The organism is Rathayibacter sp. VKM Ac-2804 (assembly GCF_009866655.1).
Classification (GTDB): Bacteria; Actinomycetota; Actinomycetes; order Actinomycetales; family Microbacteriaceae; genus Rathayibacter.
The window spans coordinates 935,424-960,297 of record NZ_CP047420.1 but is presented as its reverse complement, the minus strand read 5'-3'; the positions used below and the strand labels follow the sequence as shown (position 1 = coordinate 960,297).

Below are 24,874 nucleotides of genomic sequence, written 5' to 3'. Positions count from 1 at the left end.
ATCCGCCGGTGTCAGCCGCCGAGCTTCGCCACCACCGCGGCGACGCGGCGGGCGCGCGTCTCGGCGGCCTTGGCGCCCTCGACGGCGCTGACGTGGGCCTTCCGCGCGCTCGGCGAGAGCGCGTCGAAGGCGGCGGTGGCCCCGGCCGCGTCGAGGGCGGCGGCGAGGTCCTCCGGGACGGCGACGGTGCGCGGGGCGGTGTCGAGCTCGAGGTCGACCTCGATCGGGTCGCCGCCGGCGAGGCCCGTCGCGGCGCGCTTGTCGGACGAGAAGGAGATCAGCGCGCGGCCGCCCATCGCGCCGACCGTGCCCCGGAACGCGTAGCCGCTGACGACGACGCTCACCGCCGGCCGCTTGCCGCCGCCGAGGGCGTCGAGCACTTCGGGCGGCACCTCGATGCCGGTGTTGTTCCCGATCTGAAGGAGCGTCGTCGCGTAGCGCACGGGTCGAGGATGGCACGCGGCGGTTCCGCCCACCAGAGGCTCAGCAGTCGCGGTCGGCGGGGTCGTCGCGATCGGGCCGGGCGGGATCGCCGAGGGCCGAGCGGACGGCGTCGACGGTCATCCGGCCCTCCGGATCGAGGCGCGTCAGCATCCGCGTCATGATGTCCGCGAGCTGCGGGATCTGCTCGGCGTCGAGCGGGTCGATCACGTCGGCGAGCACCGTGGCGACGTGGCCGGGCGCCGTGTCGACGATCTTCTGCAGGCCGGCGTCGGTGAGGACGGCGTTGGTCGCGCGCCCGTCGGTCGGGCACGGCCGGCGCTCGAGGTAGCCGCGGGCGGCCAGCCGGGTGACGACGTGCGAGAGCCGCGGGAGGGTCGCGTTCGTGCGGGCGGCCAGCGTCGTCATCCGCAGCGCGCGCTCGGGCGCCTCGGAGAGCATCGCGAGGGTCATGTACTCGAAGTGGGTCAGGCCCGCGTCGCGCTGCAGCTGCGTGTCGAGCGCGCCGGGCAGCAGCTCGACCACCGCGACGAACCGCAGCCACGCGGAGAGCTGCTCCTGCGTGAGCCAGCGCGTGCCGTCAGCACCCGCTGCTTCCACTCCCCCGGCGTCCATCCCCCCAGCCTAGCCCTTTGTTGCCGCGACAAGTAAGCAAGCGAGCAGGACCTTGCGACGTCCCGCCTCCGAATCGGCGCCCACTCACGAGGCGATCCGCGGATTCGCGTGCCAGCGAATCGACGAAGCCGCACGCACCCCGCTCTGCGGAACGCGCCCACTCCGCGAGCCGACCGCGCCGAGCCGCACAGGGGGCGGCTCGGAAGACGTCACAGCACGTCGTCGGAGAGGTCGATCGGCGCGCCGAAGCGGTGGTTCGTGATCGAGATGGACTGCTCGCGGAGGAACGGCAGCAGCTCGACCCGGCCGGCCGGAGTGACGGGGTCGGCGTAGATCGCCACGTCCGGCGAGCCGCCGAGCGCCTCGGCGAGCGCCGTCGCGAGCGGCACCCGCGAGCCGTCCGCCCGCACCAGCGGGACGGGCTTGCCGGTGCTGCCGCGGGTCATCCCGCTGACCACGTCGGTGAACGAGCGGGTGGAGTCGCGGGCGACCTGCAGCACCTCGGCCGAGGCGTCCGGGCCGAGGGAGGGCGCGGTGCCGCCCTGCGGTCCGCCGAAGGCGTCCACCCGGTCCGAGACGATGTCGCCGACGATCCGGATGCGCGACGCGGTGATCCGGCCGGCCGCGGCGCGGGCGAGCCACTGCGCATCCGACTCCACGACCACCTTCGGCGCCAGGCCCGCCATCTCGAGCAGCTCGTCTCCGGCGAGCATCCCGGCCACCTTGGGCGGCAGCGGGATCGACGTCGAGACGTCGAGCCGCGCCCGCACGAGCAGCCCCGCGGCGATGACGCGCAGGAGCTCGCCGAGGTCGCCGCCGTCGGCGAGCCGCACGGCGACCGGCACGCGCAGGTAGCGGAACAGGTTGCGCTCGACGCCGACCTTCGAGATGTCGGTGACGACGCCGAACTCGGTCGCCCAGGCGAGCTGGTCCGAGAGCGCCGAGCGGCGCAGCAGGTCGAACTGCTCGAACTGCAGCGAGGACTGCGCGGCCTCGATGAACTGCCGGGCGCGGTCGTCCAGCCCGCGCAGGTGCAGCGTCGTCGACGGTCGGGCCGGCGAGGGCTTCCACGAGCCGAGCCCGATCAGGTGGTTCGGGCCGCCGGCCTTCGCCCCGCCGCCGACCGACGAGCGCTTCCAGCCGCCGAACGGCTGGCGGCGCACGATCGCCCCGGTGATGCCGCGGTTGACGTAGAGGTTGCCGGCCTCGACCGAGTCGAGCCAGAGGGCGAGCTCGTCCGAGTGCAGCGAGTGCAGCCCGGCGGTGAGCCCGTAGTCGGTGGCGTTCTGCAGGCGGATCGCGTCCTCGAGGGTCGCCGCGTGCATGATCCCGAGCACCGGGCCGAAGAACTCGGTCAGGTGGGCGTAGCTGTCCTCGGTCACGCCCTCGCGCACACCCGGCGACCACAGCCGGCCGGTGTCGTCGAGGCTCTTCGGCTCGACGAGCCAGGACTCCCCGGCGCCGAGGGTGGTCAGCGCGTGCGCGAGCTTGCCGGTCGGCTTCTCGATCAGCGGGCCCATCGCGGCGGCGGGGTCGCTCGGCCAGCCGACCCGGAGCGAGGTGACGGCGTCGACCAGCTGCGCGCGGAACCGCTTCGAGCGGGCGACCGAGCCGACGAGGATCACGAGCGAGGCGGCCGAGCACTTCTGCCCGGCGTGCCCGAACGCGCTCCGCACGATGTCGGCGACGGCGAGGTCGTAGTCCGCGTGCGGGGTGACGACGATCGCGTTCTTGCCGCTGGTCTCGGCGAGCAGCGGCAGGTCGGGCCGCCAGGAGCGGAAGAGCTTCGCGGTCTCGTAGGAGCCGGTGAGCAGCACCCTGTCGACCAGCGGGTCGGTGATCAGGGCGCGGCCGAGCGTCTCCTCGTCGAGGTCGACGAGCGCGACGAGGTCCTGCGGGATCCCGGCGTCCCAGAGCGCCTCGACGAGCACCGCCGCCGAGCGCCGGGCCTGCGGTGCCGGCTTGACGACGACTCCCGACCCCGCGGCGAGCGCCGCGAGGATCGAGCCGGCCGGGATGGCGACCGGGAAGTTCCACGGCGGCGCGACCACGGTGACGCGCTCGGGCACGAAGGTGGCGCCGCCGACGGCGTCCAGCTCGCGGGCGCGGGTGGCGTAGTAGTGGGCGAAGTCGATCGCCTCGGACACCTCGGGGTCGGCCTCGGCGACCGTCTTGCCGGTCTCCGACGCCATCACCTCGATCAGCCGGTCGCGGTTGGCGGCGAGCGCGAGCCCCGCCCGGTCGAGGATCGCGGCGCGGTCGTAGCCGAGGCGCTCGCCCCAGCGCTCCGCCCGGAGGGCGACTCTGCGCAGCAGCTCCTGCAGCTCGGCCGCGTCGGTGATCCGGGCGCGGTCGGCCGCGAGGGCGCCGATGGTCGACCGCGCGATGCGGTCGGTGATCAGCCGCGCCCAGCGGCGGTTGCCCGGCAGTGCGGGGTCGGTGTCGGGCTCGTTGCGGAACGCGCTCGTCGCCGCCGTCGCTCCGGAGCCGCGGCGCAGGCCCAGCACCGCCTCGGTGAGGCCCTCGGCGGCCGGGTCCTGCACCCGGGCGCCCGCGCCGGCGTGCTCCCGCACGAGACGCAGGCCCGAGCCCGACGCCCACTCGCGCAGGCGGTCCTGCGTGCGGTTCGGGGTCGGCACCGCGTCGTCGAGCGCCTCGAGCGACGCGCGGAACCGGCCGAGCTCGCGCTGGAGCACGCTCTCGTCCTCGAGCTCGAAGACGGCCGAGAGGAAGTTCTCGGGGCTCGAGTTCTCCTCCAGCCGGCGGATCAGGTACGAGATCGCGACGTCGAACTCGTGCGGGTGCACGACCGGCGTGTAGAGCAGGAGCCGGCCCACGTCCTCGCGGACGGCGCGCGCCTGCCCGGTCGCCATGCCGAGCAGCATCTCGAAGTCCACCGCGTCGGCGACGCCGCGCTCGTTCGCGGTGATCCACGCCCAGGCGATGTCGAAGAGGTTGTGGCCGGCCACGCCGATCCGCACCGCGTCCGCGCGCTCGGGGCGCAGCGCGTAGTCCAGCAGCCGCTTGTAGTTGGTGTCGGCCTCGGCCTTGCTGCCGACCGTCGCGAGCGGCCAGTCGTGGAGCGCCGCGTCCACCCGCTCCATCGCGAGGTTCGCGCCCTTCACGACGCGGACCTTGATCGGAGCGCCGCCGAGCCGCCGCCGCTCGGTCGCCCACTCCGTCAGCGACATCAGCACGCCGAGGGCGTCGGGCAGGTACGCCTGCAGGACGATGCCCGCCTCGAGCTGCTGCATCCCCGGCTGCTCGAGGAGGCGGCGGAACACCGCGACCGTGAGGTCGAGGTCCCTGTACTCCTCCATGTCGAGGTTGATGAACTTCGGCTCCGGGCTCGCCGCGGCCAGCTGGTAGAGCGGGGTGAGCCGCTCGACGACGCGGTCCACGGCCTCGTCGAACGCCCACATCGAGAGCTGGCTGGCGATGCTCGAGACCTTGATGCTCACGTAGTCGACGTCGGGGCGCTCGAGCAGGCGCAGGGTGCCCGCCAAGCGCCGGTCGGCCTCGCGCTCGCCGAGCACGGCCTCGCCGAGCAGGTTGAGGTTGAGGCGGTCGCCGCCCTCGCGCAGCCGGCGGATCGCCGCGCCGAGCCGAGCGTCGGACGCGTCGACGACGAGGTGGCCGACCATCCGGCGCAGCACCTGGCGCGCCGCCGGGACGACGATCCACGGCAGCACCGGACCGACGGCGCCGCCGGTCGCGACCGCCGCACGCAGGTAGGAGGGGAGGAACGCCGGCGTCTTCGCGGTCAGCGCGGCGAGGTTCTCGGCCGCGACGACCGGGTCCTCCGGGCGGGCGACCCCGTCGACGAAGCCGACGGTGAAGTCGAGGCCGTTCGGGTCCTGCAGCACGCCGGCGAGGCGCTGCGCCGCGGGATCGACCGGGAAGGCGCGGCTGCGCACCAGCCAGCGGCGCACCAGCGCCTCGACGCGGGCGAGGACCGGCGCCTCGGTGTCGAACTCGGGCTTCTGCCGGGGCAGCCGGAGCGCCACGCCCGTCTGGTACTGGCCGGTGTCGCTCAGGGCGTGGCGGTCGATCTTCTCGTCCGGCTCGATCGTCTCGTCCTGTGCGTCGCTCGTCTCCTCCTGCTCCGGGTCGTTCCCGGGCACGGCTGAGGACGTCGACTTCTCCATCCCCCGAGGCTATGCCCGAGGCGGCGCGGCGGCGGGTCGTGTCGCCCCGTCTGTGGACACTCGACAGGGAACTGCGGCTGTGGACGACGCCCGCGAAGGGGCGATGGACGCGGGCCCGGCGGAGGAGCACCATGGGGCGCACCCGACAGTCCCGCTCCCGATCGGAGACCCGATGGATCCGCTGCCCATCCCCCGCGCCGCGATGATCGCCGCGCAGGCCCTGATCGACAGCTCCGCCTCCTACGACGGCGAGGCGACCGGCACCGTCAACCGCGCCGTGCTCGAGCGCGCGCTGAGCCCGATCGAGCACGGCGTGCTCGACGAGGACGGCATCGTCGTCCCCACCTCCTCCGACGTCGCGGGCGCGGCGGTGATCTGCCTCACCTGGCTGACCGGCCGACTCGTCGAGGCCAGCGGCCGCTCCAGCGAGGAGATCCTCTTCTCCCTGCGCGAGTTCGTCACCGAGGCGCTGCGCAGCGACGAGGGCTGACGCCAGACTGGGGACCATGGCCCGACGCGACAGGCACCGCCCCCGAGACGTCTCCGAGCGCAGCGGCACCGCGCCCGGCCCGCTGCGCTCCGACACCCCCGCCGCGGTCGATCCCTCGGTCGACGTCGTGATCGTCGGCGCCGGCCACAACGGCCTGGTCGCCGCGGCCTACCTCGCGCAGGCCGGGCTCGACGTCCTCGTCCTCGAGCGCGGCGCGCACGCCGGCGGCGCGACCGTCTCGGAGTACCCGTTCCGCGGCGTCGAGGCGCGGCTCAGCCGCTACTCCTACCTCGTCAGCCTGCTGCCGCCGTCGATCCTCGCCGATCTGCGGGTCGACGTGCCGCTCGTGCGCCGCCGCTACTCCTCCTACACACCCGACCCCGGCGATCCGACGCGCGGGCTGCTCGTCGACACCGGCGACGCCGCGGCGACCGCCGAGTCCTTCGCGCGGATGGGCACGCCGGAGGACGCCGAGACCTTCGCCGACTTCTCCCGGCACACCTCCCGGCTGGCGCGCGCGCTCTGGCCGACGCTCACCCAGCCGCTGCTGCGCCGCGAGGAGGCGCGGCGGCTGGTCGGCGAGGACGCGATCTGGCGGGCGATGATCGAGCGCCCGATCGGCGAGGTGATCGAGCGGGACATCGCCGGCGACGCGGCCCGCGGCGTCCTGCTCACCGACGCGCTGATCGGGACCTTCGCCGGGGCCGCGGACGCCGACCTCGCGCAGAACCGCTGCCTGCTCTACCACGTGATCGGCGGTGGCACCGGCGACTGGGACGTCCCGGTCGGCGGCATGGGCAGCGTCTCGGGCGCGCTGGAGCGGGCGGCCCGGAACGCCGGCGCGCGCATCCTCACCGGCGCCGAGGTGACGGGCGTCGACCCCGCGGGCGACGTCGTCTACCGCCGCGGGCCGCGGAGCCGCCGGGTGCGGGCGCGGTTCGTGCTCTCGAACGTCGCCCCGTTCGTCCTCGACCGGCTGCTCGGCGGCGGCGGCCCCGTCGTCCGCCCCGAGGGCGCCCAGGTGAAGGTGAACCTCGTGCTGCGCCGCCTGCCGCGTCTGCGCGACGAGAGCGTCGCCCCGGAGGCGGCCTTCGGCGGGACCTTCCACGTCAACGAGGGCTACCGGCAGCTCGAGGACGCCCGCAGCGCGGCCGAGCAGGGCCGCCTCCCCTCGCCGATCCCCTGCGAGATCTACTGCCACTCGCTGACCGACCCGACGATCCTCTCGCCCGAGCTCGCCGCGACCGGCGCGCACACCCTCACCGTCTTCGCCCTGCACACCCCCGACCGGCTGCTGACCGGCGACGGTGCTCCGATGCGCGAGGAGCTCGAGGCAGCGGTCCTCGACTCGATCGACTCGGTGCTCGCGGAGCCGATCCGCGACCTGCTGCTCGCCGACGCCGACGGGAAGCCCTGCGTCGAGACGCGGACGACCCGCGACCTGGAGGAGAGCCTCGGCCTGCCCGGCGGCCACATCTTCCACGGACCGCTGTCCTGGCCGTTCGCGGAGGACGACGAGCCGCTGGACACCCCGGCCCAGCGCTGGGGCGTCGCCACCGAGCACCCGCGGGTGCTGCTCTGCGGCGCAGGGGCGCGCCGGGGCGGCGGCGTCTCGGGGATCGGCGGCCACAACGCGGCGATGGCGGTGCTGGAGGCGCTCGGCGCCTGAGACCGGCCTCCTCGGAGCCGGCGGCGGCTCAGTGGTACCGGTGGTCCTGGATCGTCATCCGCGGACCGTGCCGGGGCTTCCGGGCGCCGCTCGTCCCGATCAGGCGGATGATCCGCTGCCGGTGCCCGCGCCACGGCTCGAGCAGCTCGAGCATGCCGTCGTCGTCGACGCCGAGGCGCCCCGTCAGCGCGAAGCCGACCGCGGCGGCCAGGTGGTAGTCGCCCACGCTCACCGCGTCCGGGTCGCCGTGGGCGCGCATCATCACCTCGGAGGCCGTCCACGGCCCGATGCCGGGCACCGACTGCAGCCGCGCGGCCACGACCTCGCCGCCGCGACCGAGGGCCAGCGTGCGCTCGAGCCCCTTCGCCACCAGCGCGGCCGTGAGCACGGTGCGCGAGCGCCGCGGGTCCACGCCGGCCCGGTGCCAGTCCCAGGACGGGACCCGCCGCCACTGCTCGGCCGACGGCGCCACGTGCAGCGGCACCGGCCCCGGAGCCGGCTCGCCGTGCAGCCGGACGAGCGCGCGGTAGGCGCGCCACGCCTCCGTGCTGGTGACCTTCTGCTCCAGGATCGACGGCGCCAGCATCTCGAAGACGAGGTTGGCCCGGGTCAGCCGCAGCCCGGCCGAGCGGCGCAGCACCTCGGCCAGCGGACCGTGCGCGGAGAGATCGAGCGCGCTCCAGTCGTCGCCGTGGCCGAGCAGCTCGGGCACGTGATCGATCAGCCACTCGGCGCCCTCGCCCCAGGCGCGCGCGTGCACGGCGCCGTCGGCCGCCTGGCGCAGATGGAGCGTGCCGGGGCCGAGCGGCGTGCGGAAGGCGCGCCAGAAGCCGGTCGCGTCGATCAGCATCGTGGGGTCGCCCGAGCCGCGCAGCAGCGTGCGCAGGGTGAGCGCGAGGCTCACCGGCACGGCCGGCGCATAGACCGTGGCCAGGAACGGCACGGGAGCGGGGAGGGCGGACGACACGCTGCGATGGTAATCGCGGGTGCCGACACTCGCCGAAGCACCCCGGAACGACGCCCTGATCAGGTGTCCCGCAGAACCGCCATTCACGACGTGTTCGGAGCGGCGCCCCGCCTGGATTGGTTCAACCCGGAAGAACACATGCGCAATCTGGATCGCCCGATTCCGCTAGGCAGTGCCCCGATTCCGGGCGTAGTTTCGCGCTGTCGCGGCACAGTTCCGACCGCCCGGCCAACCGCCTATCACTGGAGATGCGCACATGTTCGACACCACCTTCATCCGCAACGCGATCGTCAGGAGCTCGGAGACGGCTCTCGACCGTCGCCGCTTCTTCGAGGCCACCGGCGTCGCCGGACTCGGCATCGGAGCGGCGGCACTCGCCTCCGCCCCCGCTGCCTCGGCCGAAGAGGTCGCCGCAGAGGGCCCCGGCGACGCCGCCGTCCTCAACTTCGCGCTCAACCTCGAGTACCTCGAGGCCGAGTTCTACCTCCGCGCCGTCACCGGCTCGGGCCTCGCGAGCAGCGACACCGGCGGCACCGGCAAGCTCGGTGGCGTCAAGGGCGGCCGCGCCGTCCCGTTCAAGACCCCGTGGCTGAAGTCCTTCGCCCGCGAGGTCGCCAACGACGAGAAGGCGCACGTCAAGTTCCTCCGCGGCCAGCTCGGCGCTGCCGCCGTCGCCCGCCCCTCGATCAACCTCGAGGCCAGCTTCAACGCCGCGGCCGCCGCGGCCGGCCTCATCCCCGCGGGCGGCACGTTCGACCCGTTCCTCAACGAGCAGAACTTCCTGCTCGGCGCCTTCGTCTTCGAGGACGTCGGAGTCACCGCCTACAAGGGCGCTGCCCCCCTCATCCAGTCGAAGCTCTACCTGGAGGCGGCCGCCGGCATCCTCGCGGTGGAGGCGTACCACGCCGGTGCCATCCGCTCGGCGATCTACGGCGCTGGTCTCGACGTGCAGGCGGGCAAGCTCTCCGACGCGCGCGACAGCCTCGACGGTCCCACGGACCTCGACCAGGGTGTCAAGGTCGGCGGCGCGGCCAACATCCAGCCCACCGACGCCAACGGCATCGCGTTCAGCCGCAGCCCCGGCCAGGTCCTCAACATCGTGTACCTGAACCCCGGCCCGGTCGTCCAGGGCGGGTTCTTCCCCGACGGCGTCAACGGCGTGGTGAACACCGCCTCCAACGGCGGCGTCTGACCCCACGACGATGAAGGGCCCTTCCTCGAGGCGGCGAGGAGGGGCCCTTCGTCGTTCCCACCCGGGGCGGGCGACCCGACCCCGCCCCCGCGTCCTCTACTCTGAGCGGGTGAAGATCGGGATCCTGACCTCCGGGGGCGACTGCCCCGGGCTGAACGCCGTCATCCGCGGTGCCGTGTACAAGGGCATCAAGGTGTACGACCAAGAATTCGTGGGCTTCCGCAACGGGTGGCGCGGAGTGGTCGACGGCGATCTCCTCCCCCTCGGGCGGCCCGAGATCCAGGGCATCGCCAAGCAGGGCGGCACGATCCTCGGCACGAGCCGGACGAACCCCTTCGAGGGCGACAACGGCGGCCCCGAGAAGATCGCCGAGATGATGGACCGCAACGGCATCGACTCGATCATCGCGATCGGCGGCGAGGGCACCCTGGCCGCGGCGAAGCGCCTCACCGACGCGGGCCTCAAGATCGTCGGCGTCCCCAAGACCATCGACAACGACCTCGGCGCCACCGACTACACCTTCGGCTTCGACACCGCCGTCGGCATCGCGACCGACGCGATGGACCGCCTGCGCACCACCGGCGACTCGCACGGCCGCTGCATGGTCGCCGAGGTCATGGGCCGCCACGTCGGCTGGATCGCCCTGCACTCGGGCATGGCCGCCGGCGCGCACGTCATCCTCATCCCCGAGAAGAAGACCTCGATCGAGCAGATCGTGGAGTGGGTGCAGAGCGCCCAGGACCGCGGGCGCGCGCCGCTCGTCGTCGTCGCCGAGGGCTTCTCGCTCGACTCGATGGACGACGCGCACTCCGAGCGCGGCCTCGACGCCTTCGGCCGCCCGCGACTGGGCGGCATCGGCGAGATGCTCGCCCCGATGATCGAGGACCGCACCGGCATCGAGACCCGCGCCACGACCCTCGGCCACATCCAGCGCGGCGGCACGCCCAGCGCCTTCGACCGCGTCCTCGCCACCCGCCTCGGCATGGCCGCCGCCGACTCCGTCGTCGCCGAGCACTGGGGCCGCATGGTCGCCCTGCGCGGCACCGACATCTACCACGTCGACTTCGCCGAGGCCCTCGGCACCCTGAAGACGGTGCCCGACTCCCGCTACGAGGAGGCGCGCACCCTCTTCGGGTAGCGCGCGGATCTCGAGACGCCCGCTCCGCGCGCTACTCGATCAGCGCAGCGGCGTCTCGAGACCCGCGGTCGTCAGCCCTTCGCGCCGTCCGGCGTCGCCGTCGCGACGAGCACCGCGCGCGCCAGCGTGTGGAAGTGCACGTTGAAGCCGAGGATCGCCGGCGTCGACTCCGGGTCGAGCTCGAGCTCCTCGACGTCGAGCGCGTGCACGACGAAGAAGTAGCGGTGCTCGCGGTCCGGCGGCGCCGCTCCGATGAACTGGCGCAGCCGCATCTCGTTCGGCAGGGTCTGCGCGCCCGCGGGCAGCAGCTCGAAGCCGGCCGCTCCGGCGCCGGTGGGCAGCTCGGTGGTGTCGGCGGGCAGGTTGTACACCGCCCAGTGCCAGAAGCCAGAACCGGTCGGCGCGTCGGGGTCGAAGACGGTCACCGCGAAGCTCTTCGTCTCCGCGGGCGCCCCCGACCAGCGCAGCTGCGGCGAGACGTCCTCGCCGCCCGAGCCCTCGCCGTAGTGGCGGGGGGCCAGCGCCGCACCGTCTCTGATGTCGTCGCTCTCGAGGGTGAAGGTCGGCACCTCGCCGAGGCGGGCGTAGGGGTCGTAGTTCCAGTCGGACATCCGGTTCTCCGTTCGGGCGCGGCAGTCGCGCGCCTCCCCTCCAGCCTAGGAAGCGGCGGCCGCAGGTCGAGGGCTTGCGGCGCTCACGCTGCGCCGCTCACGAACCGAGGTAGCGCCCCGGCCGGTGGTTGAAGGCGAGCACGAGGTTGAGCACCACGACGCCGGCCGCCGAGATCAGCACGTTCAGCGGCGGCACGACGAGCAGCGCCGCCACGACGACGCAGGCGTCGAGCGCCATCATCACGTAGCCGGCCCGCCAGCCCAGCCGCTCCTGCGCGAGCAGAGCGAGGATGCTGAAGCCGCCCAGGCTCGAGCCGTGCCGGAAGAGGATCAGCAGGCCGATCCCCGCGAGCACGTCGCCGGTGAGCACGCCGTAGACCGGATCGATCCGGATCGTGCCGAACGCGAGCGGATGCAGGCCCGCCAGCAGCGAGACCAGCACGATCGAGAACATCGTCCGCAGGGTGAAGCGCCAGCCCTTCTTCCAGAGCGAGAGCGCCAGGAACGGCAGGTTGACCACGACGAGGATCACGCCGAACGGGATCGGCGCCGCGTAGCCCAGCAGCAGCGCCAGCCCCGCGGTGCCGCCGGTGACCGCCTCGCTCGCGCGGAGCAGGAACAGACCGAGCGAGACGACGAACGCCCCCGTCACGAGTCCGAAGACGTCCTCGAAGCGGCTGTGCGGCACGGGGAGAGGGGCGTCGGTCACCGGGAGATGCTGTCACACCCGCGTTGCCGGAGCGTTTCGGCCGACCCGGCCCGGCCCTCGTAGGATGACCCGGTGCTGCCGAAGATCCTGCTGTTCTACCGCTTCGTGCCGCTCGCCGACCCCGAGTCCGTCCGGCTCTGGCAGCGCGAGCTCGCCGAGCACCTCGGCCTGCGCGGCCGGGTCCTGCTCTCGAAGGACGGCGTCAACGGCACCCTCGGCGGCGAGATGGGCGCGCTCAAGCGCTGGGTCCGCCGCACCCGCGAGCACTCCGCCTTCCGCGGCCTCGAGGTGAAGTGGAGCGACGGCACGGGCCTCGACGACGAGGGCCGCAGCGTCGACTTCCCCGGGCTGTCGGTGAAGGTGCGTGAGGAGATCGTGTCGTTCGGGGCGCCCGAGGAGCTGCGCGTGGACGCGACGGGCGTCGTCGGCACCGGCACCCGGCTCGCCCCCGACGAGCTCGACGCCCTGGTCGCCGAGCGGGAGGACGTGGTCTTCTTCGACGGCCGCAACGCCTTCGAGGCCGAGATCGGCCGCTTCGACGGCGCGATCGTGCCCGGGGTCGCCAGCACCCGCGAGTTCGTCGAGCAGCTCGACTCCGGCGCCTACGACCACCTCAAGGGCCGGCCGGTCGTCACCTACTGCACCGGCGGCATCCGCTGCGAGGTGCTCTCGAGCCTGATGCTCGCGCGCGGCTTCGGCGAGGTGTACCAGCTCGACGGCGGTGTCGTCCGCTACCAGGAGGCCCGCCGCGACACGGGGCTCTGGCGCGGCGCGCTCTACGTCTTCGACGGGCGCGGCTCGCTGACCTTCTCCCCCGACGCCGAGGTGCTCGGCCGCTGCAGCGTCTGCGCCGAGCCGACGAGCCGGATGCGCAACTGCACCGATCCCGGCTGCCGGGAGCAGCTCGTGGTCTGCGACGCCTGCGGCACCGCGTCCTGCGCGGCGCACGGCGGGGACGTCGCGGAGCGGGCTACGGTGCTCGGATGAGCATCGAAGCGCGCGGACGCACCCTCGTCGACCTCCACACCGCCCCCGAGCTGCTGAGCGTGGTGAACGTCTGGGACGTGGTCTCGGCCACCACGATCGCCGCCCTCCCCGAGACGCGGGCGCTCGCGACGGCCAGCCACTCCATCGCGGCGACCTTCGGCTACCCGGACGGCGAGCAGATCCCGCTCGACCTGCACCTGAGCATGATCGAGCGGATCGTCGCCGCGGTCGAGGTCCCCGTCTCGGCCGATCTCGAGGCCGGCTACGGCGACGCGGGCGAGACGATCCGCCGCGCGATCGAGATCGGCGTCGTCGGTGCGAACCTCGAGGATCAGGCGAAGCCGCTCGCCGACGCGCTGCGCTCGGTCGAGAAGGCGGTCGCCGCAGCCGAGGAGGAGGCCGTGCCCTTCGCTCTGAACGCCCGCACCGACGTCTTCCTCCGCGCCGGCGACCGCGACCGCGGCGAGGTCCTCGCCGACGCGATCGAGCGCGGTCGCGCCTACCTCGATGCGGGAGCGACCTGCTTCTTCGTCCCCGGACTGCTGCAGGACGCGGAGCTCGAGGGCCTGGTGTCGGCCCTCGGCCGCCAGCGGGTCAGCGTGATCGGCGTCCCCGACTCCCAGTCGCCCGCGGGATTCGAGGAGCTCGGCCTCGCCCGCGTCTCCTACGGACCGTGGACGCAGCGCGTGGCGCTGACCGCCCTGCAGGACGCGGCGTCCGCCCTCTACGCCGGCGGCGCGCTGCCCGAGGGCACCCGGCCGCTGAACTGACGCCGCCGCCCGGGCGCGTTCCGCGCGCTCGGGCGTAGCGTGGGCTCATGTTCCGAGCCGTCGTCGTCGAGCAGCACTCCTCCTCCGACACCGAGTCCCCGAATCGCGCACGACTGACCGAGCGGGACGATCCCGACCGCTCGCACGGGGACGTGACCCTCGCCGTCGAGTACTCGAGCGTGAACTACAAGGACGCGCTCGCGCTCGCCGGCCGCCCCGGCGTGGTGCGCCGCACCCCGCTCATCGCGGGCATCGACGTCGTCGGCACCGTCGAGTACGCCGACGGCGCCGCGGCCGAGCGCTTCGACTCCGGCGACCGGGTGGTGCTCAACGGCGCCGGCCTCGGCGAGCGCTTCGACGGCGGACTCACCGAGCGGGCGCGGGTCGACTCCGCCTCGCTGCTGCGCATCCCCGGCGCGATCTCCTCCGCCCGGGCCGGCGCGATCGGCACCGCGGGCTTCACCGCGATGCTCGCCGTCCTCGCCCTCGAGCGCCACGGCGTCCGCCCCGGCGACGGACCGGTGCTGGTCACCGGCGCCTCGGGCGGCGTGGGCTCGATCGCCGTCGCCGTCCTCTCGAAGCTCGGCCACGAGGTCGTCGCGGCGACCGGCCGCGCGGACGAGCACGGCGAGCTGCTCCGCCGCCTCGGCGCGACGGAGGTCCTCGACCGGGCCGAGCTGTCCGAGAAGGGCAAGCCGCTGCAATCCGAGCGCTGGGCCGGCGCGGTCGACTCGGCCGGCTCGCACACCCTCGCCAACGCGCTCGCGCAGACCCGCTGGGGCGGCACCGTCGCCGCCTGCGGTCTCGCCCAGGGCGGCGACCTGCCCGCGACGGTGATGCCGTTCATCCTGCGCGGCGTGACGCTGGCGGGCATCAACTCGGTGGAGGCGCCACGGAAGCTGCGCGAGGAGGCCTGGCGCCGGCTCGCGCACGACCTCGACCTGGAGCTGCTCGACGGGCTGACCGCGACGGTTCCGCTCGCGGGCGCGATCGACGCCGGGGCGGACCTGCTCGCCGGGCGCGCCCACGGGCGCACGCTGGTCGACGTCCGGAGCTGACGCTCCTACTCGGCGGCCTCGGTCGCGCCGCTGGGCTCGGCGGAGGCGTGGCCGACGGAGGAGTCGGGGCGCGGCTTCGCGGCGGCGGGCTTCTTCGAGGCGGGCTTCTTCGGGGCGGGCGTCGCAGCGGCGGGCGCCTCGTCCACAGGCGCTCCCTCGGCGGGCTTCGCCGGTGCCGGCTTCTTCGCGGGCGTCTTCTTCGCAGCGGGCTTCTTCGCGGGGGGCTCCTTCGCGGCGGGCTCCGCGACCGCGGGCTCCACGACCGCGGGCTCCACGACCGCGGGCTCCACGACGGCGGGCTCCACGACCGTGGGCGCCTCCTCCTCCGCCTGCGCTGCAGCCAGGCGCTCGGCGGCCTGCTCGGCGACGGCCGGCACGACGACGAGGTCGTCGGTCTCGATCACCGGGATCGCCGCCGTCGCGGTACCCAGCTGCAGCGCCGCGATCAGCTCGGGCGCGTGCTTCGTGCTGACGATCAGGCGCGAGTACTCCTCGCCGACCAGGTCGATCACGACCGCCGCGGCCGTGCGCTTGATCAGCAGGAAGTCCTTGCCGCCGTGGAACTTCCACGTCCCCGCCGCGATCGTCAGCGGCACCGCGGTCCCCGGCGCCCGGATCCCGCGCACCCAGATCCAGGGATCCTCGGTGACGGTCGCCGAGCGGATGCTCGCGCGCTCGACGACGACGTCGCCGCGGTGCAGGGCGAGCACCCGTTCGGCACGGGTCAGGCGGAGTTCGAGGCGGTCGGGGAGCACGGTCACGACGGGCATGCCCCTAGTCTGCCCCGACCATCGCACCCGGCGCCCGGCGGTCGCGGTGGCAGCATGGAGGGATGACGAGGGATCCGAACGAGCGGCGCCTCCTCGACGCGCTCCTCGCCTCGCGGCAGGCCGAGGCCCGCCGCGAGGCGGAGCGGCTGGACGAGTCCCTCCGCGAGCTCCTCCTCGACCGCGCCGACGGCACCGCCGACGACGAGCACGACCCGGAGGGCACCCCGCTCTCCGCGGAGTGGTCGCGGATGGCCGGGGTGCGCGACGCCCTCGCCCGCACCGAGCGCGACCTCGTCGCCGCCCGCACGCGCCTCGCCGCCGGCGACTACGGCGACTGCGCCCACTGCGGCCTCCCGATCGGTGCCGCCCGCCTCGAGGCCCGCCCCACGGCCGACCTCTGCATCGCCTGCGCCCGCGCCGCCGAGTCCCGCCGCCGCTGACGAGACCCCGGGCACCCGCACCCTGAAGGCCCCCACAGGCCGAGACGTGCAGAAACCCGGGTGCTCCTGCGAGAGTTCACATGCGGTCGTACCCCCGATGGGTGGTCCCGCTCCCCCTCCCCCTTTCTCCCGCCTCTCGAAAGGCCCCCTCCGCATGACCGAGACGTCGTCCGACCGCGCGACCGGCGCTCCCCCGGCCCCCGACCGCCGCGCCTGGCGCTCCCTCGTGGTCCTCCTCGCGGGCATGTTCATCGCCCTGCTCGACACCACCATCGTCAACGTCGCCCTGCCGACGATCCGCACCACCCTCGACGCCTCCGAGTCGACGCTCTCCTGGATCATCTCGGGCTACGCGCTCGCCTTCGGCCTCGCGCTGATCCCGGCCGGCCGCCTCGGCGACCGCTTCGGGCACAAGTGGGTCTTCGTCAGCGGCGTCGCGCTGTTCACCGTCGCGAGCTTCGCCTGCGGCCTGGCCGCCGACGACGTCCAGCTCGTCATCGCCCGCGTCGTGCAGGGCCTCGCGGGCGGGATCTTCGTCCCCGCGGTCAACGCCTACATCCAGATCCTCTTCCGCGGCCCCGCGCGCGGCAAGGCGTTCGCCGTGATGGGCGCCGTCCTCGGCGTCTCGTCGGCGCTCGGCCCGATCATCGGCGGCCTCATCATCCAGGCCTTCGGCGACGAGAACGGCTGGCGCCTGGTCTTCTGGGTCAACCTGCCGATCGGCGTCGCGACGCTCCTCGCCGCCGCGATGCTGCTGCCGACCCGCCGCGAGCTCGGCGCGGCGGACCGCGCCCCGAGCGGCGGTGTCGACTGGCTCGGCCTGATCCTGGTCTCGGGCGGCCTCGTCGCCCTGCTCGTGCCGCTCATCCAGGGCGAGGACGAGGGCTGGCCGCTCTGGACCTTCCTCTCGATCGCCGGCGGCGTGATCCTCCTCGCGGCGTTCGGCGCCTGGGAGGTGGCGTACACCCGCCGCGGCCGCGCGCCCCTCGTCCCGCCGACCCTGTTCCGCCACCCCGCCTTCACCGGCGGCGTGATCCTCGCGCTGGTCTACTTCGCGGCCTTCACGAGCATCTTCTTCACCATCTCGCTGCTCTGGCAGTCCGGTCTCGGCCACACCGCGCTGGAGTCGGGCCTCGTCTCGATCCCCTTCGCGATCGGCAGCATCGTCAGCTCCTCGCAGAGCAATCGCCTCACCGCGAAGCTCGGCCGCAACGTCCTCGTGCTCGGCAGCGGACTCCTCGCCGTCGGCCTGATCTGGGTCTGGCTGGTCCTGCTGACCGCGACGCCCGACTCGATCACCAACTGGCAGCTGCTCGCGCCGCTGTTCATCGCGGGCATCGGCAACGGCTTCTTCATCGCGCCGAACGTGCAGTTCATCGTCTCGACGGTCGACCCGCAGGACGCGGGCGCGGCCAGTGGCGTCATCTCCGCGATCCAGCGGATCGGCTCGGCCGTCGGCATCGCCGCGATCGGCAGCATCCTCTTCGGCGGCCTGGTCATCACCGGGCCGGACACCGTCGCCTCGGGCTTCCTCGACGCCGCGGCCCCGGCGATGCTGGTCAGCGCGCTGATGGCGATCGCCGCCTTCGCGCTCGTCTTCGTGCTGCCGAAGTCGGTGTCGCGCCGGGGCTGACCCCCGGCGCCACCGCCTACTCCTGCGGGCGCGCTGCCGCCGCGGCCTTCGCGGCGGCCGGCAGCGCGTCGACGATCCGGCCGATCGCCGCGTCGTCGTGGGCGGCCGAGACGAACCACGCCTCGAACACCGACGGCGGCAGCGAGACGCCCGCGTCGAGCATCGCGTGGAAGAACGCCGGATAGCGGAACGACTCCTGCGCCTGGACCTGGGCGTAGTCGCGCACCGGCCCGCCGATGTCGGTGAACATGAAGCTGAAGAGGCTGCCCGCGCTCTGCACCGTGTGCACGACGCCCTCGGCCGAGAGCGCGGCCGAGACCTCGCGCTGCAGCGTGAGCGCGGTGCGGTCGAGGGAGGCGTAGACGGCCTCGTCCGCGAGCTGGAGCGTGCGGATGCCCGCGGCCACGGCGACCGGATTCCCGGACAGGGTTCCCGCCTGGTAGACGGGCCCGAGCGGGGCCAGGTGGTCCATCACGTCCGCGCGGCCGCCGAGCGCCGCCACGGGCATGCCGCCGCCGATGACCTTGCCGAAGGTGTAGAGGTCGGCGACGTAGGGCGCCTCGGCGCCCGCGTTCTCGAGCCCCCACCAGCCGCCGGCGCTGACGCGGAAGCCGGTGAGCACCTCGTCCATGATCAGCAGGGAGCCGTTGGCGTGCACGAGCTCGGCGAGCGCCGCGTTGAAGCCGGGCGCAGGCGGCACGACGCCCATGTTCGCGGCGGCGGCCTCGGTGATCACCGCGGCGATCTCGGAGCCGCGCTCGGCGAGGACGGCTCGCACCGCGTCGAGGTCGTTGTAGGGCAGCACGATCGTCTGCGCCGCCGTCGCCGCGGTGACGCCGGCCGAGGCGGGCAGCGCGAGCGTCGCGAGACCGGAGCCCGCGTCGGCGAGCAGGCCGTCGGAGTGGCCGTGGTAGTGGCCGGAGAACTTGATCAGCAGGTCGCGGCCGGTGACCCCGCGGGCCAGGCGGATCGCGGTCATCGTCGCCTCGGTGCCCGTGGAGACCAGGCGGAGCTTCTCGATCGGTGAGACGCCGCCGGCCGTGATCCGCGCCTCCACCAGCTCGGCGAGATCGGTCTCGGCCGGGGTCGACGCGCCGAAGGAGAGACCGCGCGCCGCCGCCTCCTGCACGGCGGCGACGACCTCGGGGTGCGCGTGGCCGAGCACGGCCGGACCCCAGGAGCAGACGAGGTCGACGTACTCGCGGCCGTCGGCGTCGGTGATGTACGGGCCGGTCGCCGACACCATGAACCTCGGGGTGCCGCCGACCGAGCGGAAGGCCCGGACCGGCGAGTTCACGCCGCCGGGGATCGCGTGCCGGGCACGCTCGTACAGGGTGTCGTTCGCGGTGGGAGTCACCCGACCACGATACGGCGCGGACCCTTCACGGAGGATGTGCCTACTTCAGCAGATCGTTCGCGAGCTCGACGGCCCAGTAGGTGAGCACGGCGTCGGCACCGGCGCGGACGATGCCGGTGACCGACTCCACGATCGCCGCCTCGCGGTGGATCCAGCCGTTCGCGGCGGCGGCCTCGATCATCGCGTACTCGCCGGACACCTGGTACGCCCAGACCGGCACGTCCGAGACCGCGGCGACGTCGGAGAGCACGTCGAGGTAGGACATCGCGGGCTTCACCATCACGACGTCCGCGCCCTCGGCGAGGTCGAGGGTCGCCTCCCGCAGGCCCTCGCGGCGGTTCGCCGGGTCCTGCTGGTAGGTGCGGCGGTCGCCCTCGAGCGTCGACTGCACGGCCTCGCGGAAGGGGCCGTAGAAGCTGGAGGCGTACTTCGCGGAGTAGGCGAGGATCGCGGTGTCGAGGTGCCCGGCACCGTCGAGGGCCGCGCGGATCGCGCCGACCTGGCCGTCCATCATCCCGGAGAGCCCGAGCAGGTGCGAGCCGGCCTCGGCCTGCGCGAGCGCCATCTGCTCGTAGCGGAGCAGCGTCGCGTCGTTGTCGACCCGGCCGAGCGCGTCGAGCACGCCGCAGTGGCCGTGGTCGGTGAACTCGTCGAGGCACAGGTCGGTCTGCACGACGAGTGCGTCGCCGACCTCCTCGACGACGACCCGCGTGGCCGCGTTCAGCACGCCGTCCGGATCGGTCGCTCCTGAGCCCACCGCGTCGCGCGTGGTCGGCACGCCGAACAGCATGACGCCGCCGAGCCCGGCCTCGGCCGCCTCGGTCACCGCGCGGCGCACGCTGTCCAGCGAGTGGTGCGACACCCCCGGCATCGAGCCGATCGGACGGGACTCGGTGATCCCCTCCGCGACGAAGAGGGGGAGGACGAGCTGGGCGGGGTGGACGCGCGTCTCCTGGACGAGCCGGCGCAGTGCCGGTGTCGTGCGGAGGCGCCGCGGGCGGATCGCGGTCATGCCTCCAGCCTAAGCCGGGCTCGCGGAGTGCCCCCTGACCGCGGAACATCAGCTCCTCCCCAGGACCGCCTCGTGATCTTCTCTCCACAGATCCCCGAGGAGCGCTGCGCTCGGGGTTGAGACGGGGGTCCCTCCCCTGACAGCGGAGCCCCACCCGTCTCAGCTGATGTCGTGCGCGGCAGGCGCGGGTCAGCGGGTAGCGCGCTCCGCGGCGACGCCGGCGACGGCCTCGATCAGGGAGGAGGCGGAGCGCTCGTCGGCGACGACGTCGACGCGCAGCCCGAAGGCGCGGGCGTCCTTGGCGGTCTGCGGGCCGATGGCGGCGACGAGCGTCGACTCCGGAACCGGGCCGAGCTGCTTCTGCACCTGCTCGGCCACGCTCCCCGAGGTGATCAGGATGGCGTGGACGGCGCCGCTCGCGACGTCGGCGACGACGCGGTCCTCCACCTGCACGCCGACGGTGCGGTAGGCGACCACCGAGCGCACGTCGTGGCCGATGCGCTTGAGGCCCTCGGTGAGCAGCGGCTTCGCGATCTCGGAGCGCAGGGTCAGCACGCGGAGCGGGTGCTGCCCGCCGGTCGCCTGCTCCCACTCGGCGAGCAGGCCCTTCGCCGAGTTGTCCTCGGAGGGGACGAGGTCCACGGAGTAGCCGGCCGCCACGAGTGCGGCGGCGGTGGTCTCGCCGACCGCGGCGACCTTGGTGCTCGAGGGAACGGTGGTGCGCAGGAGGGAGAGCACATCGACCGTGGTCGCGCTCGTCACCGTCATCCAGTCGAACGCGCCGGCCTCGAGATCGGCCAGGGCCTGCTCGAGCGCCGGGAAGTCGTCGGTCGGCGCGAAGTTGATCATCGGGGCGACGACGGGCGACGCGCCCTTCGCACGGAGGGCACCGGCGACGCCGTCGCCCCACGGACCTCCGCGGGGGACGAGGACACGCCAGCCCTGCAACGGCTTCTCCCACTGGGAGTAGGCGGCGGGCACGATCACGAAGTGGCTCCCAGAGGTGCGAGTTGGGCGGCACCCGCACCGAGAAGCGCGTCAGCGAGCAGAGAGCCGCAACGGAACGCGGCTTCGACGACGGGCAGTTCGCGACCACCATACTGCGGATCCGCCGGGTGTCGAGCACCGGCGACCGAACCGTTATCGATCGGCTCCGCCACCTCCCGAGAGAGGGACGCCGAGCCGTCGACGGCGAAGACCACGCCGCGGGCCACGACGCTGCCGCCCTCGACCGCCGCGGTCGCGCCGATCGGCGCGGCACAGCCGGCCTCGAGCACGGCGAGCAGCGCGCGCTCGGCGGTGATCGCCGCGCGCGTGGCCGTGTGCTCCACGGCCGCGAGGGCCGCCCGCAGCTCGTCCGACGGCTCCTCCGCGCGCACCTCGATCGCCAGCGCACCCTGACCGGGTGCGTGCGGCGAGACGCCGAAGTCCAGCACCTCGGTGACCGCGTCGGTCCGGCCCAGGCGCCGCAGGCCCGAGAGCGCGAGCACGATCGCGTCCAGCGGCGACGAGCTGCCGGCCGACACCCGGCCGAGCCGGGTGTCGATGTTCCCGCGGATGTCGACGATCTCGAGATCCGGGCGCGCGGCCAGAAGGGCGGCCCTCCGGCGCGGCGAGCCGGTGCCGACCCGCGCTCCGCGGGGCAGGGTCGCCAGGGTCGCCCCCTCGCGGGCGCAGAGCGCGTCGCGCGGGTCCTCGCGCTCGGGCACCGCGCCGAGGACGAGGCCCTCGACCGGCGCCGTCGGCAGGTCCTTCAACGAGTGCACGATCGCGTCGCAGCGGCCGGCCAGCAGCGCGTCCCGCAGGGCGCTCACGAAGACCCCGGTGCCGCCGAGAGACGCGAGCGAGCCGCGCATCCGGTCGCCGTCGGACTCGATGCGCACCAGCTCGACCGGCACCCCGGCGGCCTGCGCCATCCGATCGGCCGTCATCCGGGTCTGCGCCACCGCGAGCGCGCTCGCGCGGGTGCCGACGCGGATGCTCACGACTGAGTGCTTCCCGTCACGGTGCGATCCCCGCGAGCGCCGGCTTGAAGCCCGCGCGCACGTTCTCGCAGCAGCCCGGGCGGCACACGTCGTACCAGGGGCCGAGCGCCGTCATCGACGGACGGTCCTCGACCGGCGTGCCGTTCACCCGCTCCAGGACGAGATCGACGAGACCGGAGACGTAGACCGGGTCGGTGCCCGGCGTCGCGACGCGGACGGCGACGAGGCCGTGCTCCTCGGAGGTCTCGAGCGCCTCGTTGTCGAGGTCCCACATGACCTCCATGTGGTCCGACACGAAGCCGAGCGGCACGATCACGAGCGCCTTGCGGCCCTTGGCGGGCAGCTCGGCGATCGCGTCGTTGATGTCGGGCTCGAGCCACGGCTGGGTGGGCGGGCCGGAGCGGGACTGGTAGACGAGCTGCCACGGCACGTCCTCCGCGCCGGCGGCCGCCATCACGACCTCCGCGACCGCGAGGTGCTGCGCCTCGTAGGCGCCGCCGTCGCCGAAGTGGTGCACGTCGACGACGGTGCCGTCCTCGTGCCGCTCGTGCGGGCCGCTGCGCGCGGCGTCGGTGGAGGGGATCGAGTGCGTCGCGAAGAGCACCTCGACCTCGGTGGCGGCGTCCAGGCCGGGCAGGCGCGAGCGCAGCTCGTCGAGCCCGTCGTGGACGGCCTTCACGAACGGCATCACGAAGCCGGGGTGGTCGAAGAACTGGCGGACCTTGTCGATCCGCAGCTCGCCCTCGAGGCCGGTCGCGTCGAGCGCGGCCGCGAAGTCCTCGCGGTACTGCCGGCAGGAGGAGAAGGACGAGTAGGCGCTGGTCGCGATGGCGATCAGGTTCGAGAAGCCGCGCTCCTTCGCCTCCGTCACCGCCTCGCTCATGTACGGCGCCCAGTTGCGGTTGCCCCAGAGCACCGGGAGGTCGATGCCGCGGTCGGCGAGCTCGGCCTCCAGGGCCGCCTTCAGCGCGCGGTTCTGCGCGTTGATCGGGCTGACGCCGCCGAAGTGCCGGTAGTGGTGGGCGACCTCCTCGAGGCGCTCCTCCGGGATCCCGCGACCGCGGGTGACGTTGCGCAGGAACGGGATGACGTCGTCCTGCCCCTCGGGGCCGCCGAAGCCGGCGAGCAGGATCGCGTCGTAGGCGACCGGCTCGGTGACGTGCTCGGGGCCGGACGCGGCGGCGGGTGTCGCACCGCGGACGAGGACGCCCTCGGCGACCTCGGGAACCGGCTCGGCGAAGTCGCGCGCCTCGGGTGCGGGGACGGTGGAGCTCATCGGAGGACCTCGGCGATCTGGTCGGCCTCGATGCGCCGACCGGTGTAGAAGGGGACTTCCTCGCGCACGTGCCGACGGGCCTCGGTGGCTCGCAGGTCGCGCATGAGGTCGACCAGGTTGACCAGTTCCTCGTCCTCGAGCGCGAGGATCCACTCGTAGTCGCCGAGCGAGAACGAGGCCACCGTGTTGGTCAGCACGGAGCGGAAGCGCGAGCCCTGACGGCCGTGCTGGGCGAGCATGGTGCGGCGCTCCTCCTCGGGGAGGATGTACCACTCGTAGGAGCGGACGAACGGATAGACCGTCAGCCAGCGGGCCGGCGCCTTGCCCCGCATGTAGGCGGGGAGGTGGTTCGAGCTGAACTCGGCGTCGCGGTGCACGCCCATCGCGTTCCAGGTGGGCAGCAGCGCGCAGAGCAGCTCGGTGCGGCGCAGCTCGCGGTAGGCGCGCTGCAACTCCTCGGGCGCGGCTCCGGTGAGCCAGAGCATGATGTCGGCGTCGGCACGGAGGGCCGAGACGTCGTAGGTGCCGCGCACCGTGACGCCCTCGCCCGCGAGCCGCGCGACGGTGTCCTCGTAGCCGGCGGCCGCCTGGGCGGCCTCGTCGGCGGAGAGGGTGAACGGGCGTGAGGGATCCCTGCGGAGAACCGCCCAGAGCGTGTATCCCAGGGCCTGATCGGAGTGATCCTGATCGGCGGGGGGCTGCGGCGCCGGAGCGGCGCTCGTGTCGGGGGCGGACTGAACGGGACCCGCCGTCTCGGCGGTCTGATCGGTCATTGATCCATCATCCCTCCGCTCGTGCCGATGCACAAAAGCGGCAGGGACTCTGGCGCCCGGGGGCCCGGGGCGCTAGCGACCCGGGCCCCCGCGGCCGAGTGTCAGTCCTCGACGACCGCGCGGACGATGCCCCAGACGACGAGGCCGACCGCGGCGGCCGCACCCGCGGCGCCCGCGATCAGCGCCTCGGGGTGGTGCTTGCGCACGACGGCGACCTTGCGCTCGAGGGTGCGCTGGACGTTCCGCACCTTGCGCGGGACGTTCACCTTGTACTCGATGGCGTCGAGCGTGGCCGCGAGCTCGGTGCGGGCGCGCTCGATGTCGGCCTTCAGCTGACTCGGCTCGAGCTCCGCCGGGTCGACGAAGCGGGGCGTGGTGCTGGACACAGCGCGATCAGTGGTCATAGCTGCCGACTCCCTTGAACGCCTGGACGTCCTTCTTGATGCTCTCGATCGAGTCCTGCGGAACGGGCGGGACGGCCTTCTTGATCGACTTGACGCCGACCAGGATCAGCACGACCGCCACCAGCAGGAAGAACACGGTCACGATCAGCGCCGACAGCCAGGCGGGGAGCCAGGAGGCGATGCCGATGATCGCGAAGGTGACGAGGGTCGCCCACGCGGTGAGGAGGAAGAAGGCCGCGACCGCGAACAGCGCGACCGCCAGGCCGGCGCTCTTCGCCTTGCCGGACAGCTCGTTCTTGAGGGAGGCGATCTCGGCCTTCACGAGCTCGATCACGAGACCGGGGAGGTCGCTGACCAGCTCGCCCAGCGATCGGGCGTTCTTCGGATTGCGTTCGTTCACCACGGGGGCTCCTCGCAGGGGGGACGTGC

At 73.7% G+C, this 24,874-nt stretch carries 24 protein-coding genes; 9 read left to right on the top strand and 15 right to left on the bottom strand.

The features are described from left to right. Positions 1–11: 11 nt before the first annotated feature. The 3 genes from GTU73_RS04430 to GTU73_RS04420 all read right to left on the bottom strand — a co-directional run bounded on the left by GTU73_RS04430 (position 12) and on the right by GTU73_RS04420 (position 5,204). Positions 12–443 (bottom strand): DUF1905 domain-containing protein, encoded by a 432-nt coding sequence (locus tag GTU73_RS04430; protein WP_160087336.1) that lies wholly within the window; start codon positions 441–443, stop codon positions 12–14. A 40-nt stretch (positions 444–483) separates the two neighbouring features. Further along, positions 484–1,056 carry a MarR family transcriptional regulator gene (locus GTU73_RS04425; protein WP_160087334.1) on the bottom strand — a complete coding sequence of 191 codons (573 nt, stop codon included), beginning with the start codon at positions 1,054–1,056 and terminating at the stop codon, positions 484–486. A gap of 209 nt (positions 1,057–1,265) precedes the next feature. Further along, complete coding sequence (locus GTU73_RS04420; RefSeq protein WP_160087332.1) at positions 1,266–5,204, bottom strand: bifunctional proline dehydrogenase/L-glutamate gamma-semialdehyde dehydrogenase; 3,939 nt, start codon at positions 5,202–5,204, stop codon at positions 1,266–1,268. Positions 5,205–5,376: 172 nt separating this feature from the next. Between GTU73_RS04420 and GTU73_RS04415 the strand changes: the two genes are divergently transcribed. Together GTU73_RS04415 and GTU73_RS04410 are read left to right on the top strand one after the other, a co-directional pair. Then, entirely contained in the window at positions 5,377–5,694 is a 318-nt protein-coding gene (locus GTU73_RS04415; protein ID WP_160087330.1) for a hypothetical protein, read from the top strand. Between the two features lie 16 nt (positions 5,695–5,710). Next, on the top strand, positions 5,711–7,363 hold the full coding sequence (locus GTU73_RS04410; RefSeq protein WP_167306039.1) for an NAD(P)/FAD-dependent oxidoreductase: 1,653 nt from the start codon (positions 5,711–5,713) through the stop codon (positions 7,361–7,363). Between the two features lie 28 nt (positions 7,364–7,391). Here the strand turns inward: GTU73_RS04410 and GTU73_RS04405 are convergent, their stop codons facing one another. Next, the gene (locus GTU73_RS04405; protein ID WP_160087328.1) at positions 7,392–8,330 is read right to left on the bottom strand and encodes a DNA-3-methyladenine glycosylase 2 family protein; all 939 of its coding nucleotides are present in this window, start codon (positions 8,328–8,330) and stop codon (positions 7,392–7,394) included. A gap of 256 nt (positions 8,331–8,586) precedes the next feature. Between GTU73_RS04405 and GTU73_RS04400 the strand changes: the two genes are divergently transcribed. Continuing rightward, on the top strand, positions 8,587–9,522 hold the full coding sequence (locus GTU73_RS04400; protein WP_160087326.1) for a ferritin-like domain-containing protein: 936 nt from the start codon (positions 8,587–8,589) through the stop codon (positions 9,520–9,522). Between the two features lie 109 nt (positions 9,523–9,631). Next, positions 9,632–10,660 (top strand): 6-phosphofructokinase, encoded by a 1,029-nt coding sequence (locus GTU73_RS04395; protein WP_123701816.1) that lies wholly within the window; start codon positions 9,632–9,634, stop codon positions 10,658–10,660. 71 nt (positions 10,661–10,731) lie between these two features. On the opposite strand, the gene GTU73_RS04390 is transcribed toward GTU73_RS04395, so the two are convergent. Together GTU73_RS04390 and GTU73_RS04385 are read right to left on the bottom strand one after the other, a co-directional pair. Beyond that, complete coding sequence (locus tag GTU73_RS04390; protein ID WP_160087324.1) at positions 10,732–11,271, bottom strand: YbhB/YbcL family Raf kinase inhibitor-like protein; 540 nt, start codon at positions 11,269–11,271, stop codon at positions 10,732–10,734. A gap of 97 nt (positions 11,272–11,368) precedes the next feature. Next, entirely contained in the window at positions 11,369–11,980 is a 612-nt protein-coding gene (locus GTU73_RS04385) for a YitT family protein (RefSeq protein WP_160087322.1), read from the bottom strand. Positions 11,981–12,052: 72 nt separating this feature from the next. On the opposite strand from GTU73_RS04385, the gene GTU73_RS04380 reads away from it, so the two are divergent. The 3 genes from GTU73_RS04380 to GTU73_RS04370 are packed head-to-tail and all read left to right on the top strand — an operon-like array spanning position 12,053 to position 14,795. Next, positions 12,053–12,967 carry a rhodanese-related sulfurtransferase gene (locus GTU73_RS04380; protein WP_160087320.1) on the top strand — a complete coding sequence of 305 codons (915 nt, stop codon included), beginning with the start codon at positions 12,053–12,055 and terminating at the stop codon, positions 12,965–12,967. Next, positions 12,964–13,737 carry an isocitrate lyase/phosphoenolpyruvate mutase family protein gene (locus tag GTU73_RS04375; protein ID WP_160087318.1) on the top strand — a complete coding sequence of 258 codons (774 nt, stop codon included), beginning with the start codon at positions 12,964–12,966 and terminating at the stop codon, positions 13,735–13,737. Before GTU73_RS04380 ends, GTU73_RS04375 begins: the two co-directional genes overlap by 4 nt. Positions 13,738–13,784: 47 nt before the next feature. Beyond that, a complete protein-coding gene (locus GTU73_RS04370) occupies positions 13,785–14,795 on the top strand; it encodes an MDR family oxidoreductase (protein ID WP_160087316.1) in 1,011 nt (336 codons plus the stop codon). 5 nt (positions 14,796–14,800) lie between these two features. Here GTU73_RS04370 and GTU73_RS19235 read toward each other — a convergent pair whose 3' ends face one another. Beyond that, on the bottom strand, positions 14,801–15,565 hold the full coding sequence (locus tag GTU73_RS19235) for a hypothetical protein (protein ID WP_244231770.1): 765 nt from the start codon (positions 15,563–15,565) through the stop codon (positions 14,801–14,803). A gap of 62 nt (positions 15,566–15,627) precedes the next feature. On the opposite strand from GTU73_RS19235, the gene GTU73_RS04360 reads away from it, so the two are divergent. Together GTU73_RS04360 and GTU73_RS04355 are read left to right on the top strand one after the other, a co-directional pair. Beyond that, positions 15,628–16,005 carry a TraR/DksA C4-type zinc finger protein gene (locus GTU73_RS04360; protein ID WP_160087314.1) on the top strand — a complete coding sequence of 126 codons (378 nt, stop codon included), beginning with the start codon at positions 15,628–15,630 and terminating at the stop codon, positions 16,003–16,005. Positions 16,006–16,159: 154 nt separating this feature from the next. Continuing rightward, positions 16,160–17,638, top strand: a complete 1,479-nt coding sequence (locus GTU73_RS04355) for an MFS transporter (protein WP_160087312.1) — start codon at positions 16,160–16,162, stop codon at positions 17,636–17,638. A gap of 16 nt (positions 17,639–17,654) precedes the next feature. Here the strand turns inward: GTU73_RS04355 and hemL are convergent, their stop codons facing one another. From hemL to GTU73_RS04315, 8 genes are all read right to left on the bottom strand, one after another. Continuing rightward, complete coding sequence (gene hemL / locus GTU73_RS04350; RefSeq protein ID WP_208543737.1) at positions 17,655–18,995, bottom strand: glutamate-1-semialdehyde 2,1-aminomutase; 1,341 nt, start codon at positions 18,993–18,995, stop codon at positions 17,655–17,657. A gap of 40 nt (positions 18,996–19,035) precedes the next feature. After that, complete coding sequence (gene hemB, locus GTU73_RS04345; protein WP_160087310.1) at positions 19,036–20,007, bottom strand: porphobilinogen synthase; 972 nt, start codon at positions 20,005–20,007, stop codon at positions 19,036–19,038. 189 nt (positions 20,008–20,196) lie between these two features. After that, entirely contained in the window at positions 20,197–20,991 is a 795-nt protein-coding gene (locus GTU73_RS04340; protein WP_160091214.1) for a uroporphyrinogen-III synthase, read from the bottom strand. After that, positions 20,991–21,992: a hydroxymethylbilane synthase gene (gene hemC / locus GTU73_RS04335; RefSeq protein ID WP_160087308.1), complete on the bottom strand. Its 1,002-nt coding sequence runs from the start codon at positions 21,990–21,992 to the stop codon at positions 20,991–20,993. The genes GTU73_RS04340 and hemC overlap by 1 nt, the downstream gene beginning before the upstream one ends. A 16-nt stretch (positions 21,993–22,008) precedes the next feature. Next, positions 22,009–23,268, bottom strand: a complete 1,260-nt coding sequence (locus GTU73_RS04330) for a ferrochelatase (RefSeq protein WP_160087306.1) — start codon at positions 23,266–23,268, stop codon at positions 22,009–22,011. Beyond that, positions 23,265–24,041 carry a hydrogen peroxide-dependent heme synthase gene (hemQ, locus tag GTU73_RS04325; RefSeq protein ID WP_160087304.1) on the bottom strand — a complete coding sequence of 259 codons (777 nt, stop codon included), beginning with the start codon at positions 24,039–24,041 and terminating at the stop codon, positions 23,265–23,267. Before hemQ ends, GTU73_RS04330 begins: the two co-directional genes overlap by 4 nt. A gap of 101 nt (positions 24,042–24,142) precedes the next feature. After that, complete coding sequence (locus GTU73_RS04320) at positions 24,143–24,445, bottom strand: DUF3618 domain-containing protein (protein WP_160087302.1); 303 nt, start codon at positions 24,443–24,445, stop codon at positions 24,143–24,145. Then, the gene (locus tag GTU73_RS04315; RefSeq protein ID WP_123444871.1) at positions 24,435–24,848 is read right to left on the bottom strand and encodes a phage holin family protein; all 414 of its coding nucleotides are present in this window, start codon (positions 24,846–24,848) and stop codon (positions 24,435–24,437) included. Before GTU73_RS04315 ends, GTU73_RS04320 begins: the two co-directional genes overlap by 11 nt. Between the last annotated feature and the right edge of the window lie 26 nt (positions 24,849–24,874).